Below are 15,922 nucleotides of genomic sequence, written 5' to 3'. Positions count from 1 at the left end.
TTTTGGAGGATTTATATGAATCAAGCAGAGTTTCTAAGAACGCTTACCGAGAATCAACACCCTATGTTAGACAGCATTGCAGCAATCTTAACCTTTTTGGGCAATGAGGAATTTTATTTTTTAATTGTTCCCATTATCTACTGGTGTGTACAAAAGCAAGCTGGTTTTCGACTATTTTATATCTTTTTAGTTTCTGTAACAATTAATGCTTTCTTAAAAATTACATATGCGATTCAGCGTCCGATTGGAGTCGAAGGTGTTCATTCGCTTTTTATTTCCTCTGCTGAAGTAGGGAGTCATTACCCGAATGATTCCTTTCCAAGCGGACACGCACAAGGCTCAACCACTTTGTGGGGATATTTGGCTTATTTAATATCGCGTCCAACTTTTTGGGTCTTTGCCGTCTGTTTAATTCTTCTCATCTCGTTTTCGAGGATATATACGGGCCTACACTGGCCAACGGATGTTATCGCAGGAATCATGATAGCTGTTTTTATTTTAATAGTGGCTATTCGCATTCAGCATTTTCTTTCCACTATCCCTGCAAAAGCACAATGGTCATTAGCTATACTTATACCTTTATTCTTTGTAGCCTTTTTCCCAGAAGAGGAAGGAGCAAAATATGCAGGCTTTTTATTAGGGGCAGGAATTGGTTATTTGATTGAAGGGCAGAAGGTCAATATGCTAATTAGTAATCGGACAGTAAAGAAAATAAGTGCTTACGCTATTGGAATCATTGGTTTATTTGCACTTCAGATTGGATTGAAATTTATATTCCCTGAACACATTGTTTTTGACTTTATTCGCTATAGTTGTATAGGTTTGTGGGGGCTGCTCGGTGCGCCTTATATGTTTGTAAAGTTAGGAATATATGAAACCAATAAAGATATTCAGTTGATGAAAGGGAATGTTTCTGTGTAAGTGAAGATATGAATAGAATGAGACATCAAAGAGATCACTTAATAAGTGATCTCTTTTTCTTCGAAAGGGGGCATGTTATGAAACGAGAAAGTTGGATTCCGCTATCAGATGGGCATGAAGTGTATCTTTGGAGTTGGCAAGATGAAACGATTGCACCAAAAGCAATTATCCAGCTAGCGCATGGGATGGCAGAGCATAGTGAACGTTATCAACGCACTGCTGAGCAATTAGCAGCTTGCAAAATGATTGTGTACGCACATGATCACCGCGGTCATGGAAGAACAGTGGAGAGAAACGGACTACTTGGTCATTTGTCAGATGAAAACGGGTTTGAAAGAGCTGTTACAGATTTAAAAGAAATTAATGAATTTATTCACCTTAACCATCCGGACCTCCCTGTATTTTTATTAGGTCACAGCATGGGATCCTTTTTTGTCCGGCGTTTTGTCCAACGATATGATGGGTGTGTTGATGGAGTTTTGTTATCAGGGACAGGTGGACATCCTGGTTATAAAGGGAAAACGTTAGTGAAAATCGCTGAAAAGCAAATGAAAAAACGAAGTAAAAAGTCAGAGGGACACTTAATCAATCGTTTAATCTTTCAGAATTACAATAAAAAAATCTCACCTAAAATGACCGATTTTGATTGGTTGTCAACTAATCAAAATGAAGTTAGAAAATACATCGATGATCCTAAATGCGGCTTTATCCCGACAATTGGCTTGTTTTATGATGTATTAAAAGGGCTTGATTTAATTCATCTAGATTCTGAAGTAGAAAAAATAAATAAAACATTGCCATTTTACTTTTTTAGTGGAGCAGATGATCCTGTTGGAGAACATACAAAAGGAATAAAAAAGGTAATAGATCAATTGAAAAGGCATCATCTTAATCACGTTGATTACCGATTTTATCATAAGGGACGACACGAAATGCTAAATGAAATGAACAATCATGAGGTAATCAAACATCTTTGTGAATGGATTAATAAACAGTTATATAAAGTGGCAAAAAATGAATAATATATATAGGGGTGACCTAAATGAATGAAAAGCAAAAAGTCGTTATTAAAGTTAATGACAATGGTTCGTTTCGAGTTAAAGGAGATATTGAGCTTGTTGATGGAGAAGGAAATGTATTTACAACAAAACCTACTTTCTCTTTGTGTCGATGTGGTGCATCAAAAAATAAGCCATTCTGTGATGGCACACATAAAGCAATTGGATTTGAAAGCGCACCAAGAGCCTAGATGAAGAATAAAGGATCCTTTGATGGAGAGAGCAGCAAGAAACTGAAACAGAAACAGGCGTTGCTGTATGCAACGCCTGTATGTTGAAGCTTATCTTTTTCCGACTGCCCGCCCCTTTGTTAGAATACACGGTACTCCTTTTCCGATTGCACCAGGTGTGCTCATTTTTTCTAAATAATCGAGTCCTCTGGCGCATTGGCTCTTACAAGAGAAGCATGTGTCAGAAGTAACCATTCTCATTGTAAATTGATACTTTTCATTCGCTGAAATTTTAGGAGTTGCTTTTTTCTTGTTTGTTTTTTTCGCCATAACTCATCTCTCCGTTCATGTAAAGATGCTATATCTTATGCGAATGCGGAGTATGAGTGCGCAGTGCCAAGGAAATATATGAAAAGAATAAAGAGATAATAGGCACTCAATTCTTAAAAGAACCGTTATATAATATTAACGGCTTCCACTAGTGAATCCATGTTCTCTTAAAGGGCTATATGTATCAATGGAATGAGCCATAATTGCACCTGCTCGTGGAAGTTGATCACGTAAAATTGTGCATGCTTTTACTCTATAATCATTTAAATGAGTAATATATGGATCATACTTAACAAGCACTTCTGCTCGAACCGATAATGATTTCATTGGATTACCATATTCATCTAGTTTCGATTGCAGAGTTGTTACGTGTGTTACTCTCACCGTTGGGCTCATGTAAGTAGAAATTGCCTTAACTCGCTGCAACAAGCGATCTTCCGGATCACCTTTTTTAGAAAATAATTGTATATGCGCTTCGCAAAACGCTTTCCCTTTAAACAATAAGAGTCCTCCTTAACTAGAAATATCTATCTATTTTAACAGATTAAAAGAACCTCAATCAATTTTAAAAATTGGTAATAGGAGATACGGTCGGATCGACTTTTCCGAAATCATTCAATAGTTGTTTTAATACATGAGAGTTGTACATATAAATTAATAGGAAGCAATATATGGAGCATAAGGGGGAAGGGCAAATATGACTAGATTCAATTTGTTGAAGCCTTTATTAACAGCAGGTGTCATTGGCTCTGCAATTGCTGCAATCATTATCTTAATTCTTGAAGCAATTTGATTGGAAGTCTTCTTTATTGCAGTTAAAATGGAAACAATATAGAAAGCGCTTACCTGAAGGGAGTGAAGGATGAAAATGGATCATAAAACACGTTTTGAAACGAAGGTTATTCACTCTGGCTATAATCCTAAGCAACATTTTGATAGTTTAAGTCCACCCATTTACCAAACATCAACATTTACGTTTTCTTCAATTGAACAAGGAGCCGGTCGATTTGCTGGTCAAGAAGATGGTTATATCTATTCTAGACTGGCTAATCCTACTGTTTCGATATTGGAGGAAAAAATGGCAAATCTAGAAGAGGGTGAAAGAGCTTTGGCCTTTTCTTCTGGTATGGCAGCTGTATCAGCCTCTATTATGAGTACGACAAAAGCAAATGATCATATATTGTGTTCAAAAGGAGTATATGGCTGTACATTCGGTCTGCTTGATATGTTAAAGGAAAAATATAGTATTAATTACACGTTTTCTACGCTGCAAACAAAAGAAGAAATTATAGCTAATATCCAAGATGAAACAACATGCATTTATATCGAAACACCAATCAATCCGACGATGAAATTAATCGATTTGCAATTAGTTACGAGCATTGCAAAAGAAAAAGGTATAACTGTCATTGTCGACAACACTTTCTCTACACCTTATTTGCAACAACCTCTATCAATTGGCTGTGATTTGGTTGTTCATAGTGCTACGAAGTATATTGGGGGGCATGGTGATGTAGTCGCTGGAGTCATTGTAGGAAAAGAAGAGACTGTTAATGAAATTAGGAAATCGACTCAAAAGGATTTAGGTGGAATTCTTTCTCCTTTTGATGCGTGGCTTTTAATACGAGGATTAAAAACATTAGCTATACGAATGGACCGCCATTGTGATTCCGCAGAGCAACTTGCCGATAAATTAAGGTTTCATCCCAAAATCAAAGCCGTATATTATCCTGGGCAAAAGCAACAAAGCGATTATGCGATTATGCAAAGACAAATGAAAAAAGGAGGAGGCCTAATTTCTTTTGAAGTCAAAGGAACGTTTGAAGACACTGTAAAAGTGGTTAATCGTTTGCAGTTAATCAAAATTGCTGTTAGTTTAGGTGATCCTGAAAGCTTAATTCAACACCCGGCATCTATGACACATGCGGTTGTTCCTAAGAGTGTTCGAGAAGAAATGGACATCTCTGATCAATTGCTCCGCTTATCTGTTGGCTTAGAGGCATGGGAAGATATATGGGCTGATTTAGAGCAAGCATTAAATGATATTACATGAATGCTTTAGAGTTGGACTTTCACTTTTCTAGTTGCTTTCTGATTGTCAATATATCTTCAATGATTTGAGCGTGTAGAGTTGCCCATGCACGCTCTTTAAAATGAATAACGACACTAAGAGTGACGGCAAAAATGTATAGGAGGACAACAACTAACCATAAGTAATGATCATCATGATGAAAGATAGCCTGAACTTGTTTACTAAATATAAAGAGAATCCAAGGTATAGCTGTAATAAGAATAGGGATTAATCCTGATCCACTTTTCTCTTTCCTAATCCAATAGTTAATATTTATTAATAGTGTTGTATCAATGCCTTTATAAAAACGGCGAATCTGGTCTAATTCTTGTATTTCTTTCTTTTTGCTTATATCAATACCGCGTTCAGCTTCTTTTTTCAGTTTTAAGTAAAATTTATGTGCATCTCCTCTTAAAGAAAACATATAACCTCCTTAAACCTTTTTCTTAGTAGCTTTGACAGGTGAATAATTAACTAAACATAAGATTAAAAAGAGAAATAGAGATGGATCAATTAAAATATTTCGACTAGCGCTTAGGTCTTTTATGTTGCACTTTCCCATATATTTCATTAGATAGGGAGGGATTGTATGGCGGTGAATCGTTGTGCTGACTGTGGAAGTTGTAAAGAAGGAAGTGTTCAAAAAGAATGTCCTTACTGTGAAAGTACAATATGTTCCAAATGCCTGGAAAAACAAATAGAGGTATATTCATGGAATGGTTGCGCCCAATGTTGTATAGAATATCGTCACTTACTAGTTCATTAAGACGCCGTATTGAAGCGGTGTTTTTTTATTTACTTTTTTTATGTATGAAGGAAGATTTTCATCCTCGCTTCGAGTTTTTTAACTTATTGAATGTGAAAATGATTGATCAAGAATGATAATTTTAGAAGAGTATTTTCTGTGCTCTTCATAAACATGTACGAGTTCTTGATAGAATTCGATTAAATGTTCGACTAATGTTAAGTTTTCTTTATTAAATAATTTTGAACGGTTAATTAAGATATTATTGTATTTCTTTACAAGATTTCTTGCCTTTTTAACTAGTTTAGTAGCGTCTTTCATTTTGTAAACATCACCTTGTGAAAAAAGAGAAGAAAGGTCTTCGCTAAGCTTTTGATGAAGCTCTGTATTGATTCGTTCTATTAACAAATCACCATCTTCAAAAATGAAAGTTCTAAGCATAATTAAATCGGTTGCTAGAGGTTGATGTAAGAAAGTTAAATAGATTCGCAATGTATTGAAGGCATCGTACATCGGATTATGCTTTGCTCCGATGAAATGTAAACCGTATAATTGCAAGGCAGATTCAACAGATGCATTCGTTTTTGATACGCGTTTCGTAAAGATTTCTTGAAAATCAACATATCTCATTTCAATTTTCTTTATCGTTTTACATGAAATGTTGTGTGCTTTTGCATCTATCTTTAAACGAGATAAATCACTTGGTGACCAAGAAAAAAAGCGGGATTTTTTTACACCACCTATCCAAGTGAGAAATTCTTGGAAAACTATATCGAAAGAAGCTTCTGTAACTAAATCCTCGTCACGAATTCCAGTTAGCTCTTTACAGAAATTACTTAAAGGCTTAGTTGAAACTGGTTTAATATATCGGTCAAAAGTAGTAATTTCTTCTGTGGCTAAATCGTATTTCACTGCTCCTAAGCGAATTGCTTCCATTGATTCAAAACTCATTCCATCTTTTGAACAGAGCATCTCAAAATCGAAAAAAATATATTGTTTGACTTGTCTAGTCATTGTATTTTTTTCCTCCTTTCAACAGGCAATTATAAGACAAACAAAACGTATTGAAAAGAGGTAATGGATTCCAATTATAAGTTTGAACATTATGATTACGAAATGAGTGTCGATTGACTATATACCCTTATATGTATAAAATATACCTAATAGAGTATAGAAGAAAGGAGGTTATTTAAATGATTAATGAAAATGAAAAAAACTGTACAAATAACCAGTGAAGTGTCAAGGAAGATACAGAAGGTAAAATAGGAAAAACAAGTTCGCCTATATGACCTGCTGTATACCTTTGGTTCCTGGTAGGAGCTATTTTTATTCTTTATACGATAACGGGTGTTGTCCTTTCAATTTTCTAAATGTGAGTTATCGTACATGACTTTTAGTAAGATGAGAATCATGAGACGAAAATTACCGGTTTTCGTCTTTTATTTTTGTGGTGTTCAAAATTTTTAGAAGGGGGATAGGTATGGAAGATTTTGTTATGTTAGGACCTTTTCGTATCCCGATAAGGTGGATTGTTATTGGATTATCACTTTTAGCTGCATATGTATTAATAAGTGTTCGTTTGAGGAAAACAAATTTTCATAGAAAATTATTGTTAGAAGTGATTTTTAATGGAGTATTTTACGGATTTATTGTTTGGAAGATAAGTTATGTTCTGTTTTATCCATCATATGCCCTTTCTTATCCAGTTGGAATTATCTATTTTGATGGTGGTTTTAGGGGAATCTTGCTTGGAATTGTTATTGGACTAATCTATATTTACGTTCAATCCTCTAAGCAAAACGTTAAATTTCAATACTATGCCGAGCTCTTGCTGATTGGATGGCTAGCGACTGTGAACGTTTATGTTATTCCTTTATTGGCAGATAATGTCTTCTATTATTCTGGACAAGTTTTTTTGTCGACTCTATTGATCGTTCTCTTGCTTAAGAGCAAGGAGTTTCAATCAGAGAAGATCTTAACAGTCATGTTCATTTACAGTTTAGGACAACTCTTTTTACAGTTTTTTGCTCATTCTACAGCTATTTATTTCGGCTTTAATTCTATTCAAATTTTCTTTATCTTAGTGGCACTTTTTCTATTGGTTTTGCAATTCAAAATTAATGAGAAGCATTAATTTCTGTTATTGGAGCAAGGTTTTTTATTTTATTTTAAAAGGAAGGGCGATTGAAGTTGAAAAATAAGAAGAATTTTATTGTGATCTTATTTCTAATTGGCTTAATTGGATGGGGAATTATAGATCAAAGACGAGAACCTTCAAAAGATTTTATTACCGAAATAACGATAGAAGGCCTAGAAGTAGGAATTAAGCAAGGTAATCTGGCCCCGGACTTTGAATTAGAGACGATAGAGGGTCAATCATTAAAACTTTCTGACTTCAAAGGAGAGAAGGTCATTCTAAACTTGTGGGCAACGTGGTGCCCGCCTTGTCGTGCAGAAATGCCGCACATGCAAGATTTTTATGAGCGCTATAAAGATGAGGGAGTGACAATATTAGCTGTAAATCTAACAACTCAAGAGAGAAATTCGAAAGACGTTACACCATTTGTATATGATGAGTTTAAGTTAACCTTTCCAGTATTTTTAGATGTAGATGGTGACATTGGAGCAATGTATCAAGCTTATTCAATTCCAACAACTTACATGATTGATACTCAAGGAATCATTCAAAATAAAATGATTGGACCTATGTCATACGAAATGATTGAATCAATGATTAATGATATGAATTGAAGAACTTGTTATGTAACTAAATAGAATCAATTGAGTTTTCTTGATTATACCAGTGCTTACGACCTCTTTTTACAAGATTATTACGAACTGTCAATAAATCTATAAGATTAACGACTATTTATCAAAATTGGAAATGATAAACTAGTAGAAGTGAATGGTTTATAAGGTAGTTATTCCAGTACTAATAGCAGTTTCGGACAAGATAAATAGTGAAAAGGAACAGTTTCTTTATTTCCTCTTAATGAATTTTTTTCCAATGAGATGATGATGCATACATGTTACATTTTAAGAGAAGTGTCATCAACAAAACATTCCTTAGGAGGGAAAAAAATGAAAAAATTAGTCGTAACAGCTTTTCTTGTTTCTTCTTTAGTTGCTGTAAATTTCAGTGGACAAGTTGAAGCAAGTGAAAAAATTCAAGTTAAAACATTTCATGTGAGTGATTTTGATCAAGAGAAAGTAGAAAAATGGTATAACGAATTATTTCAATCATATGTAAACCAATTTAATGAACTGAAAAACAAACAAGGTGAGGTTGTTGTTGAGGAAGCTGAATCTGAAGCTGGTTCTACGAGCCAGATAGAGAAGCCTGTAACAGATGAAGAGCAGCAAACAGATGTAACACAAGAAGAACAGCAAATGATTGATCTAGTTAATCAAGAAAGAGTTGAGCAGGGCTTATCTCCTTTAGAAGTTAATGAACAATTAACGGAAGTTGCTAGAGTGAAAGCACAAGATATGATTGATAATCAATACTTTTCCCATCAATCGCCAACATACGGATCACCTTTTGATATGTTAACTCAATTTAATGTAAGCTATCGCACAGCTGGAGAAAATCTAGCAGGAAATCAGACAGTGGAAGCAGCACATCAAGCATTAATGAATTCTGATGGCCATAGAGCGAATATTCTCAGTTCGGAGTTTGGTGAAGTAGGGATCGGTATCGTTGAAGGTGGACCATACGGAAAAATGTTTGTCCAGCTATTTAAAGATTAATTAAAGTGTTGAAAGATTACTTATAGAAAAAACTTTAAACTAAAGAAGTCGTTTATTTCTTAAGGCCTTACGTCAACGTAATGGCCTTTTTTTAAGTATCTTTTTAATCTTAAAAGAAAGTCTCTAGAGCATTGTGCTCTTTCCTAAAAATGCTCGGATCCTAAACCGTCGAATAAGGAGAATTGTTGTAACGAGTGTGAAGTGAAAAAAATCTGTTCATCCGTTAACATATACCATTTTTTATTCGAGTGTTAGGAGTTGACGTTCGATGGTTCCATTTAAAACAGAAGACTTCCATTTATATGGAAATCTCCTAATTGTTTAAGATTGTTTCTTCAGTTAGCGTTTTTAGTATTCAACCATACAGGTGGAAAGTTGTGTATTTGCCGTTGACTTATAGCATCTCGAGTGAGCTGAATGGCTCTCATAGCATCGATTCTTCCAAAACGAATTGTTCCTCCTGAAATGGTTCTAATTGCAGAGCGCTGAATGATCGATCTGATTTGCCCATTCGTTAAGACGGGGTTCGTCGCTTTAATTAAACCTGCTAGCCCACTAATAAAAGGAGCGGCTTGTGACGTACCTGATGCCACTCTATAGCCCGTCATAGGTTCTCCTGTCTGTTGAGGAAAGGTTGATAGAATCTCATTCCCTGGTGCAGCCACTTCCACCCAGGGCCCATAGTTAGAGAATGGTGCAATTTCATTGCTTTGGTTTACGGCGGCTACCGCGAGTACTTGTTCAAATGCTGCTGGAAAATGTGGGGTGTCTGCACCGTTATTGCCTGCTGCCCCTACAAGTAATACTCCATTATTATATGCATAATTAATCGCACTTCTAAGCGTTTCGTTACTAGTCTGTGAACCTAGACTCAGGTTGATGACATGAGCTCCTTGATTTGTGGCGTAAATGATTCCCTCGGCGACATTACTGAGCGTCCCGCCTCCTGAGTCTCCTAAAACTTTTATATTCATAATAGCAGCCGAATTATAACTCATCCCTGCGATTCCGTTTTCGTTGTTCGTTACGGTTGCAGCAATGCCTGCCACATGAGTGCCATGTCCATAAACATCTCGCGCTGTTTGCGAGTTTGAGAAGTTAGCTTCATGAACTATCTTTCCCTCAAGTCTGGATGATCATGATTAACACCTGTATCAAGAATAGCAATCCTAGCTGAGATAGGAGAAACACGTGCCAACTCCCATGCTCCTTGTGCGTTAACAATTGCTAATCCCCATTGGCTTTCTAATAATGGATCGTTCGTAGCAACAGTGCTTCTTACTTTTTCCAATGAAGATAATGCTGTCGTATTCGTAACCGGTTCAACTTGGATCAGGTGATCTTCCTCTACAAATAGGACATCTCGAGAGGAGGCATAATTGGAAAGGCACGATCTCAACTCGTTATTTGGTACTGTGACAACATGTATCCCCATTTCTTTAATTTCATTAATAAGTCTAGTCTTCATCTTCTTGTGTAACTTCAAACAATCAGACCTTCTTGTCCTGGGCTTAAAGCCAACGATTAGTTGCTTCATTGTAGCCATGAAGCTCATCTCCTTTATTAATAAGTTTATATTAATCTATTCAAGTGAGGAGATGATCGGTGCGGTAGCTGTACTAGAAACCTTAAAAATGAGTTATATATATTGAATGTTAGTAGCTTGTACAAAAAAGTTTTTCTAACGAATTACATTCATATATGAAAGGAATAAATGCAACTGAAAAATGGCATCGTTTTATAAAGTGTACTTACAAAGGATTCACTTTATTTAGCTTTGCTTTTTCAATCATATTACTTCGCAACTTGAGTACTTCGATATACAAATAGAGAAAGAACAATGGCAACACAGGCAAGGATGAAGCCAGTGGAAAATGACTGTTGAGAGCCATAAGTTAACGCTTCAATTGCTTGTTCGGCTGTCGGATTGTCAATTCCTAAATTGGAGAGATATTTCTGTTGTCCATTTTCCATTACGGAAATGAATAGTGCCGCTCCGATAGCACCTGAGACCTGCATGAGTGTATTCATAATCGCTGTTCCATGTGGATAGAGCTGAACAGGTAGTTGATTTAATCCATTCGTTTGTGCAGGCATCATAATCATCGCAACAGCTGCCATTAGAATCATTTGCTGTATAACGACAAATTCAACGGCGATCCCTGGAGTGGTGAATCGATAGGTGAAGACAATGATTGCAAGGATGATCGTTCCAGGAATTAATAAAGGACGAGGGCCTAGTTTGTCAAACAGACGTCCCATAAAAGGAGACATTGCACCATTTAAAAGACCTCCTGGAAGCATAATAAGGCCAGCTGTAACAGCACTAAATAATAAGGCCCCTTGCATATAGATTGGCATGACGAGCATCATTGCGAACATCGTCATCATTACTAGCATCACCATTAGCAGTCCGATTAAGAACATCGGATAACGGAATACGCGGATATCAAGTAATGGTGTCTCAAGCTTCAATTGGCGCCAACTGAAAAGAAGTAGAGAGCTAAAACCGATGATTAATGCTGAAGCAACTAGTGGATCAGAAAAAGATGCATCTCCCTTTCCGGCAGCACTAAAGCCAAAGACGATTCCTCCAAAACCGACTGTAGAGAAGAGAAAAGATAAAAGATCGAGTTTCGGTCGAGTTGTTTCAGACACATTTTGTAAGACTTTTATGCCAAATAATAATGATAATAAAGAGATTGGTGTAATTAAATAGAATAACCAACGCCATGTTAGGTTTTCTACAATCAATCCAGATACAGTAGGACCAATCGCTGGCGCAAACATAATTACTAATCCTAACATGCCCATTGCCGCACCACGTCGCTCAATTGGAATCACTGTTAGGATGATGTTTGTTAAAAGTGGAATCATGATCGCTGTTCCGACCGCTTGCGTTAATCTACCAACAAGTAGGATAGAAAATACTGGGCTAACTCCAGAAATGATTGTTCCAATTGTGAATAACGACATAGCAGTTATAAACAGTTGGCGTGTTGTAAATCGTTGCATAAAATAAGCGGAGATTGGAATCAGTGTCCCTATGACAAGCATATATCCAGTGACAAGCCATTGGGCAGTACTTGAAGCAACCGCATAATCTACCATTATCGCATTCAAGGCAACGTTTAATATAGTTTCGCTTAATATAGCGACAAAAGCACCAGATAATAGGACTGCAAGTAGTGGCAGTACTTTTATATCTGATTTGTGATTGGAATTAGTTGGCTGTTCTATTGCTGTAAGAGCCATTTAACTTCCCCCTTGTTCTAAATAATTTCGGTACGATGTCGTGCAATTTATATTATCACTTGCATTAACGAAACGCAACGGTATCGTATTTAAAAAGAAAAAATTAGAATGTTATGTTATTATTAAAGTGTAGACGTGAACGGAAGTAAGTATGGAGGGATTTATGTGCAGGTAGAGAAATCTGTAAAGAAAGATCAATCAAAACGTGGTAGGCCTCTAGACTTGTCACGCAACAAAGTAATCTTAGAAGCCACTTTGGATTTGCTAGCACAAACAGGCTATGACGCTTTGACGATTGAAGCGGTAGCTAACTATGCGAAAGTAGGAAAAGCTACGATCTATCGTAGATGGTCTTCGAAAGTAGATCTAGTTATTGATGCTGCATCGTTAATCAATCCAAATGAAACATTGTTAGAAAGAGTAGATAGAAGCCAAGGTCTACGAGAACAATTGATTCAACTGATTTGTATTAGTTTTCAACATGAACAAAAGGTTCATCAGCATGCGCTTTCAGCTATTGGAGCAGCGATGGCTCATAACAAAGAGTTGGAGGAGAAGCTGCATATTGATATAAACCGTCGTCATCAAAAAGCGATTAAAACGATCATTTCACCTTTTTTAAAAGAAGGCCACCATCTTAATACGAAAGATTTAGAATTGCTTTCCGATTTAGGACCTGCTTTGTTCATTTATCGTTCTTTTGGTGTTCATAAACCGTTTAATAAAGAATATATCGAACAAATTATTGATAAATTAATGTTACCTATGCTTGAAACAGTAATTAAGTAAAACAGTGATGAAAAAGAGGAGTCTAGCCCTTAAATAAAATAGGGTAAGACTTCTTTTTTTTTGAAAAAGCTTGATGGATGGTCAAGGGCAATTCTAAATAAACCGCAGAATCAATCGAGTCAAACAATGAAGGTAAATAAAAAAGATAGTGTGACTGCTTTCTTACTTCTTTCTTACATAAAAATGTGTTATAAACTTGAAAACAGAACAAATGTTCCTATATAATGTAAGAAAATATACAGAAGGTGATCCAATTGATTACGAATGAAGATACTGCCTTAGCATTTCGCTTTATCTACTTGCCTTTAGCCCGCAAAGTTCTAGAAAGTGATTTAAGACGAATTAGTAACGCAGGTTTGAAATTTAAAGAACCATATTTATTGTTGGTTGAAGGGGCTATTAATAAAGTAGGAATGGATATTGGACGATTGAAGTTAGAAATGCATAGGAAAGGAATGAAAGTCATAGATAAAGGAAAGCAAAATAATACATGCCTTTACCTTTTATACTGTCGTGGATATGAGAGAGAAATTCACTTGTTTCCCCACCTAATGAAAAACGATGTGCAGAAGTATGTGATGAGTTATCTTAATAAGTAAGAAAGAGCGGGAAAATGATAACTTCAATTGATTGATAAAGAAACGATGAAAAAAAGTAAATGAAGTAATGAACCTAAGTCAGAAGATATCTACCTCTAATTAAAACCTACAGGTCATAGAAAGAGGAGTGAAGATAGGTTAATTACGGTTACTATGTCTTCATGCACCTCTATTGATGAATAGGGGTGCATTTTAACAATATTAACATCCCGAGAAGAAGGTGTTTAAGCCTTACTTGCTTTTGAGAGGTTAGTAAATATTTGTATAGAGCGAAAGAAATAATCAATATGAAAGGGAAAGCGTGTAATATAAGAGATGACAAAGTTTGTGTTGACTTTTATTAAATGTCAATTTTCCAGAAAGGCAACAAAAGTGTATTGACGGACAATAAAACATCTATTATATTAAATGAATGCAAATAGTAATCATTACGAAATTGGCGTCGTACGATATTTATAGGCAAGGAGGTAGGTAGCGTTTGTAAATCGTAATTATTACGACTTTTGTACTTGTAAGACTTTTCTAATGATAAGCCATTGGCCATACATTACAAAAGGCTTACTCATTATAAAAAAGGAGCTAAATGGATGTTCAATAAGCATGTAATTTTATATTTACTTGTTGCGACTATTCTAATGATGATGGTAGGTTGCAATAATAAAAATGAAACAGTCTCACATCCTGAATCTACTTCTTCGGACGTTAAGTCTATCACTCTATTGTTTAGTTTTGCATCTGCAACCATTGATCCTCATCAAGATTGGATGGGAGTACGAGCAGGGATTGCAGAAACGCTCGTAAAGGTGGATGAGGATTTAGCGATCAAGCCATGGGTCGCAGAATCGTGGAAGCAAATAGATGAGAAAACCTGGACGTTTACGATAAGGGAAGGAGTTACTTTTCACGATGGAACAAAGGTTGATGGGAAAGCTGTAAAAGCTTCGTTCGAACGACTGATCAAAGTTAACAATGCCATTTCGTCAAATTTAAAAATTGAATCGATGGAAGCCGAAGGGCAAGAGATTACATTTGTTACAACAGAAGAGTATCCCTCTTTTCTATCTGAACTTGTACATACAAATACGTCTATTATTAAAGCTGATACAGAAAATAGTAGTGAAAGACCTATTGCAACTGGTCCATTTAAAGTTGTGGACTTTAAAACAGAAGCTGAAATACAGCTTGAAAGCTATGATGATTATTGGGATGGTGTTGCCAATATTGATGAAGTAACAGTGAAATTCAACTCTGATGGAAATGTTCGAGCTCTAGCCTTGCAATCAGGTGAAGCGGATATTGCTTATCATTTACCTCCAGAAACGTTAGCACCTATTGAAGAAAGCGATCAACTACGAGTTGAATCAGTTCCTAGTTTACGTGTTCACTTTATTCTTTATAATGCTCTAAAACCTACTCTACAGGATAAAAATGTTCGTAAAGCAATTGATTTACTAGTGAATCGTCCTGTTGCAGTGAGTGAAATCATGAATGGTCATGCAACTGCCGCGAATGGACCATTCAATTTGAATTTTGAATTTTCAAGTAATGAAGAGCCGCAACTTTATGATCCAGCTCAAGCAGAGCAATTGTTACATGAAGCTGGCTATAAACAAAACGAAAATGGCAAGCTTGAAAAAGACGGAAAGATTCTCGAGTTAACGTTAGCGACTTTTCAAGGGCGTCCAGAACTACCGTTAATGGCACAATACTTACAAGCAGAAGCTGCCGCAATAGGGGTTACGATCAATATTGTGACAGTTGAAAATATTGATAGTTATTTGTGGGATCAACAAGATCAATGGGATATAGTCACATACTCAAACTTAACAGCCCCTAGGGAGACGGCGGGTATTTTCTAAATGTTGCATATTTACCTGACGGTTCATTAAATCCAGGGGGAATTAATATACCCGAATTAAATGAAATAACAGGACAGTTAAATGTTACATCAGACATGAAGGAGAGAATTGCTTTACAAAAACAAGCAGTATCTATTATTCAAAAGGAGTTACCTCAATCATTTATTTTATACCCTCACATTATTGTAGGAGTGAATGAACGTGTAAAAAACTGGAGTCCAGGACCTGAAGAATATTATCTCATTACTAATGAGATGGATGTGAGTGCAGACAATTGATTGAACTAGGTGAATGAATAAATAGATAGATTGAATTTCAAATTCAAATATAAAGAGATGAAAGTGTCTTTGATACTTTCATTTTCTTGTGATTTTT

General features: G+C 35.9%; 18 protein-coding genes. 11 read left to right on the top strand and 7 right to left on the bottom strand.

The features are described from left to right. Nucleotides 1-15: 15 nt before the first annotated feature. From BkAM31D_RS12935 to BkAM31D_RS12925, 3 genes are all read left to right on the top strand, one after another. Nucleotides 16-921 carry a phosphatase PAP2 family protein gene (locus BkAM31D_RS12935; RefSeq protein WP_066149924.1) on the top strand — a complete coding sequence of 302 codons (906 nt, stop codon included), beginning with the start codon at nucleotides 16-18 and terminating at the stop codon, nucleotides 919-921. 77 nt (nucleotides 922-998) lie between these two features. Then, nucleotides 999-1,943 carry an alpha/beta hydrolase gene (locus tag BkAM31D_RS12930; RefSeq protein WP_066149921.1) on the top strand — a complete coding sequence of 315 codons (945 nt, stop codon included), beginning with the start codon at nucleotides 999-1,001 and terminating at the stop codon, nucleotides 1,941-1,943. Nucleotides 1,944-1,963: 20 nt separating this feature from the next. Continuing rightward, nucleotides 1,964-2,170 (top strand): CDGSH iron-sulfur domain-containing protein, encoded by a 207-nt coding sequence (locus BkAM31D_RS12925; protein WP_066149918.1) that lies wholly within the window; start codon nucleotides 1,964-1,966, stop codon nucleotides 2,168-2,170. 90 nt (nucleotides 2,171-2,260) lie between these two features. On the opposite strand, the gene BkAM31D_RS12920 is transcribed toward BkAM31D_RS12925, so the two are convergent. Next, nucleotides 2,261-2,479: a hypothetical protein gene (locus BkAM31D_RS12920; protein WP_066149915.1), complete on the bottom strand. Its 219-nt coding sequence runs from the start codon at nucleotides 2,477-2,479 to the stop codon at nucleotides 2,261-2,263. Between the two features lie 135 nt (nucleotides 2,480-2,614). After that, nucleotides 2,615-2,980: a hypothetical protein gene (locus BkAM31D_RS12915; RefSeq protein ID WP_066149913.1), complete on the bottom strand. Its 366-nt coding sequence runs from the start codon at nucleotides 2,978-2,980 to the stop codon at nucleotides 2,615-2,617. 361 nt (nucleotides 2,981-3,341) lie between these two features. Here BkAM31D_RS12915 and megL point away from each other — a divergent pair, with 361 nt between their 5' ends. Further along, nucleotides 3,342-4,532: a methionine gamma-lyase gene (gene megL / locus BkAM31D_RS12910; protein ID WP_066149910.1), complete on the top strand. Its 1,191-nt coding sequence runs from the start codon at nucleotides 3,342-3,344 to the stop codon at nucleotides 4,530-4,532. A 19-nt stretch (nucleotides 4,533-4,551) separates the two neighbouring features. Here megL and BkAM31D_RS12905 read toward each other — a convergent pair whose 3' ends face one another. Then, on the bottom strand, nucleotides 4,552-4,974 hold the full coding sequence (locus BkAM31D_RS12905) for a hypothetical protein (RefSeq protein WP_066149907.1): 423 nt from the start codon (nucleotides 4,972-4,974) through the stop codon (nucleotides 4,552-4,554). Between the two features lie 420 nt (nucleotides 4,975-5,394). After that, nucleotides 5,395-6,309 (bottom strand): 3'-5' exonuclease, encoded by a 915-nt coding sequence (locus BkAM31D_RS12900; protein WP_066149904.1) that lies wholly within the window; start codon nucleotides 6,307-6,309, stop codon nucleotides 5,395-5,397. 466 nt (nucleotides 6,310-6,775) lie between these two features. Here BkAM31D_RS12900 and BkAM31D_RS12895 point away from each other — a divergent pair, with 466 nt between their 5' ends. The 3 genes from BkAM31D_RS12895 to BkAM31D_RS12885 all read left to right on the top strand — a co-directional run bounded on the left by BkAM31D_RS12895 (nucleotide 6,776) and on the right by BkAM31D_RS12885 (nucleotide 9,045). Next, nucleotides 6,776-7,429 (top strand): prolipoprotein diacylglyceryl transferase, encoded by a 654-nt coding sequence (locus BkAM31D_RS12895; RefSeq protein ID WP_066149900.1) that lies wholly within the window; start codon nucleotides 6,776-6,778, stop codon nucleotides 7,427-7,429. 50 nt (nucleotides 7,430-7,479) lie between these two features. Further along, on the top strand, nucleotides 7,480-8,046 hold the full coding sequence (locus tag BkAM31D_RS12890) for a peroxiredoxin family protein (protein WP_306807393.1): 567 nt from the start codon (nucleotides 7,480-7,482) through the stop codon (nucleotides 8,044-8,046). Nucleotides 8,047-8,376: 330 nt separating this feature from the next. Then, on the top strand, nucleotides 8,377-9,045 hold the full coding sequence (locus BkAM31D_RS12885) for a CAP domain-containing protein (protein ID WP_066149897.1): 669 nt from the start codon (nucleotides 8,377-8,379) through the stop codon (nucleotides 9,043-9,045). Between the two features lie 335 nt (nucleotides 9,046-9,380). Here BkAM31D_RS12885 and BkAM31D_RS12880 read toward each other — a convergent pair whose 3' ends face one another. From BkAM31D_RS12880 to BkAM31D_RS12870, 3 genes are all read right to left on the bottom strand, one after another. After that, nucleotides 9,381-10,094: a S8 family serine peptidase gene (locus BkAM31D_RS12880; RefSeq protein ID WP_180319877.1), complete on the bottom strand. Its 714-nt coding sequence runs from the start codon at nucleotides 10,092-10,094 to the stop codon at nucleotides 9,381-9,383. Between the two features lie 62 nt (nucleotides 10,095-10,156). After that, the gene (locus BkAM31D_RS12875) at nucleotides 10,157-10,591 is read right to left on the bottom strand and encodes a S8 family serine peptidase (RefSeq protein WP_085449798.1); all 435 of its coding nucleotides are present in this window, start codon (nucleotides 10,589-10,591) and stop codon (nucleotides 10,157-10,159) included. A 248-nt stretch (nucleotides 10,592-10,839) separates the two neighbouring features. Continuing rightward, the gene (locus BkAM31D_RS12870; RefSeq protein WP_066149892.1) at nucleotides 10,840-12,300 is read right to left on the bottom strand and encodes an MDR family MFS transporter; all 1,461 of its coding nucleotides are present in this window, start codon (nucleotides 12,298-12,300) and stop codon (nucleotides 10,840-10,842) included. Between the two features lie 165 nt (nucleotides 12,301-12,465). Between BkAM31D_RS12870 and BkAM31D_RS12865 the strand changes: the two genes are divergently transcribed. The 4 genes from BkAM31D_RS12865 (at nucleotide 12,466) to BkAM31D_RS24395 (ending at nucleotide 15,825) form a co-directional block, all read left to right on the top strand. After that, nucleotides 12,466-13,089 carry a TetR/AcrR family transcriptional regulator gene (locus tag BkAM31D_RS12865; protein WP_066149889.1) on the top strand — a complete coding sequence of 208 codons (624 nt, stop codon included), beginning with the start codon at nucleotides 12,466-12,468 and terminating at the stop codon, nucleotides 13,087-13,089. A gap of 254 nt (nucleotides 13,090-13,343) precedes the next feature. Beyond that, the gene (locus BkAM31D_RS12860; RefSeq protein ID WP_066149886.1) at nucleotides 13,344-13,688 is read left to right on the top strand and encodes a YhjD family protein; all 345 of its coding nucleotides are present in this window, start codon (nucleotides 13,344-13,346) and stop codon (nucleotides 13,686-13,688) included. Nucleotides 13,689-14,275: 587 nt separating this feature from the next. Further along, on the top strand, nucleotides 14,276-15,547 hold the full coding sequence (locus BkAM31D_RS12855) for an ABC transporter substrate-binding protein (protein ID WP_257391570.1): 1,272 nt from the start codon (nucleotides 14,276-14,278) through the stop codon (nucleotides 15,545-15,547). Between the two features lie 95 nt (nucleotides 15,548-15,642). Further along, a complete protein-coding gene (locus BkAM31D_RS24395) occupies nucleotides 15,643-15,825 on the top strand; it encodes a hypothetical protein (RefSeq protein WP_257391569.1) in 183 nt (60 codons plus the stop codon). The last annotated feature ends 97 nt before the right edge of the window (nucleotides 15,826-15,922 follow it).

The organism is Halalkalibacter krulwichiae, from assembly GCF_002109385.1.
Taxonomy (GTDB): domain Bacteria; phylum Bacillota; class Bacilli; order Bacillales; family Bacillaceae_D; genus Halalkalibacter; species Halalkalibacter krulwichiae.
This window is presented reverse-complemented; position numbering and strand designations above follow the sequence as displayed.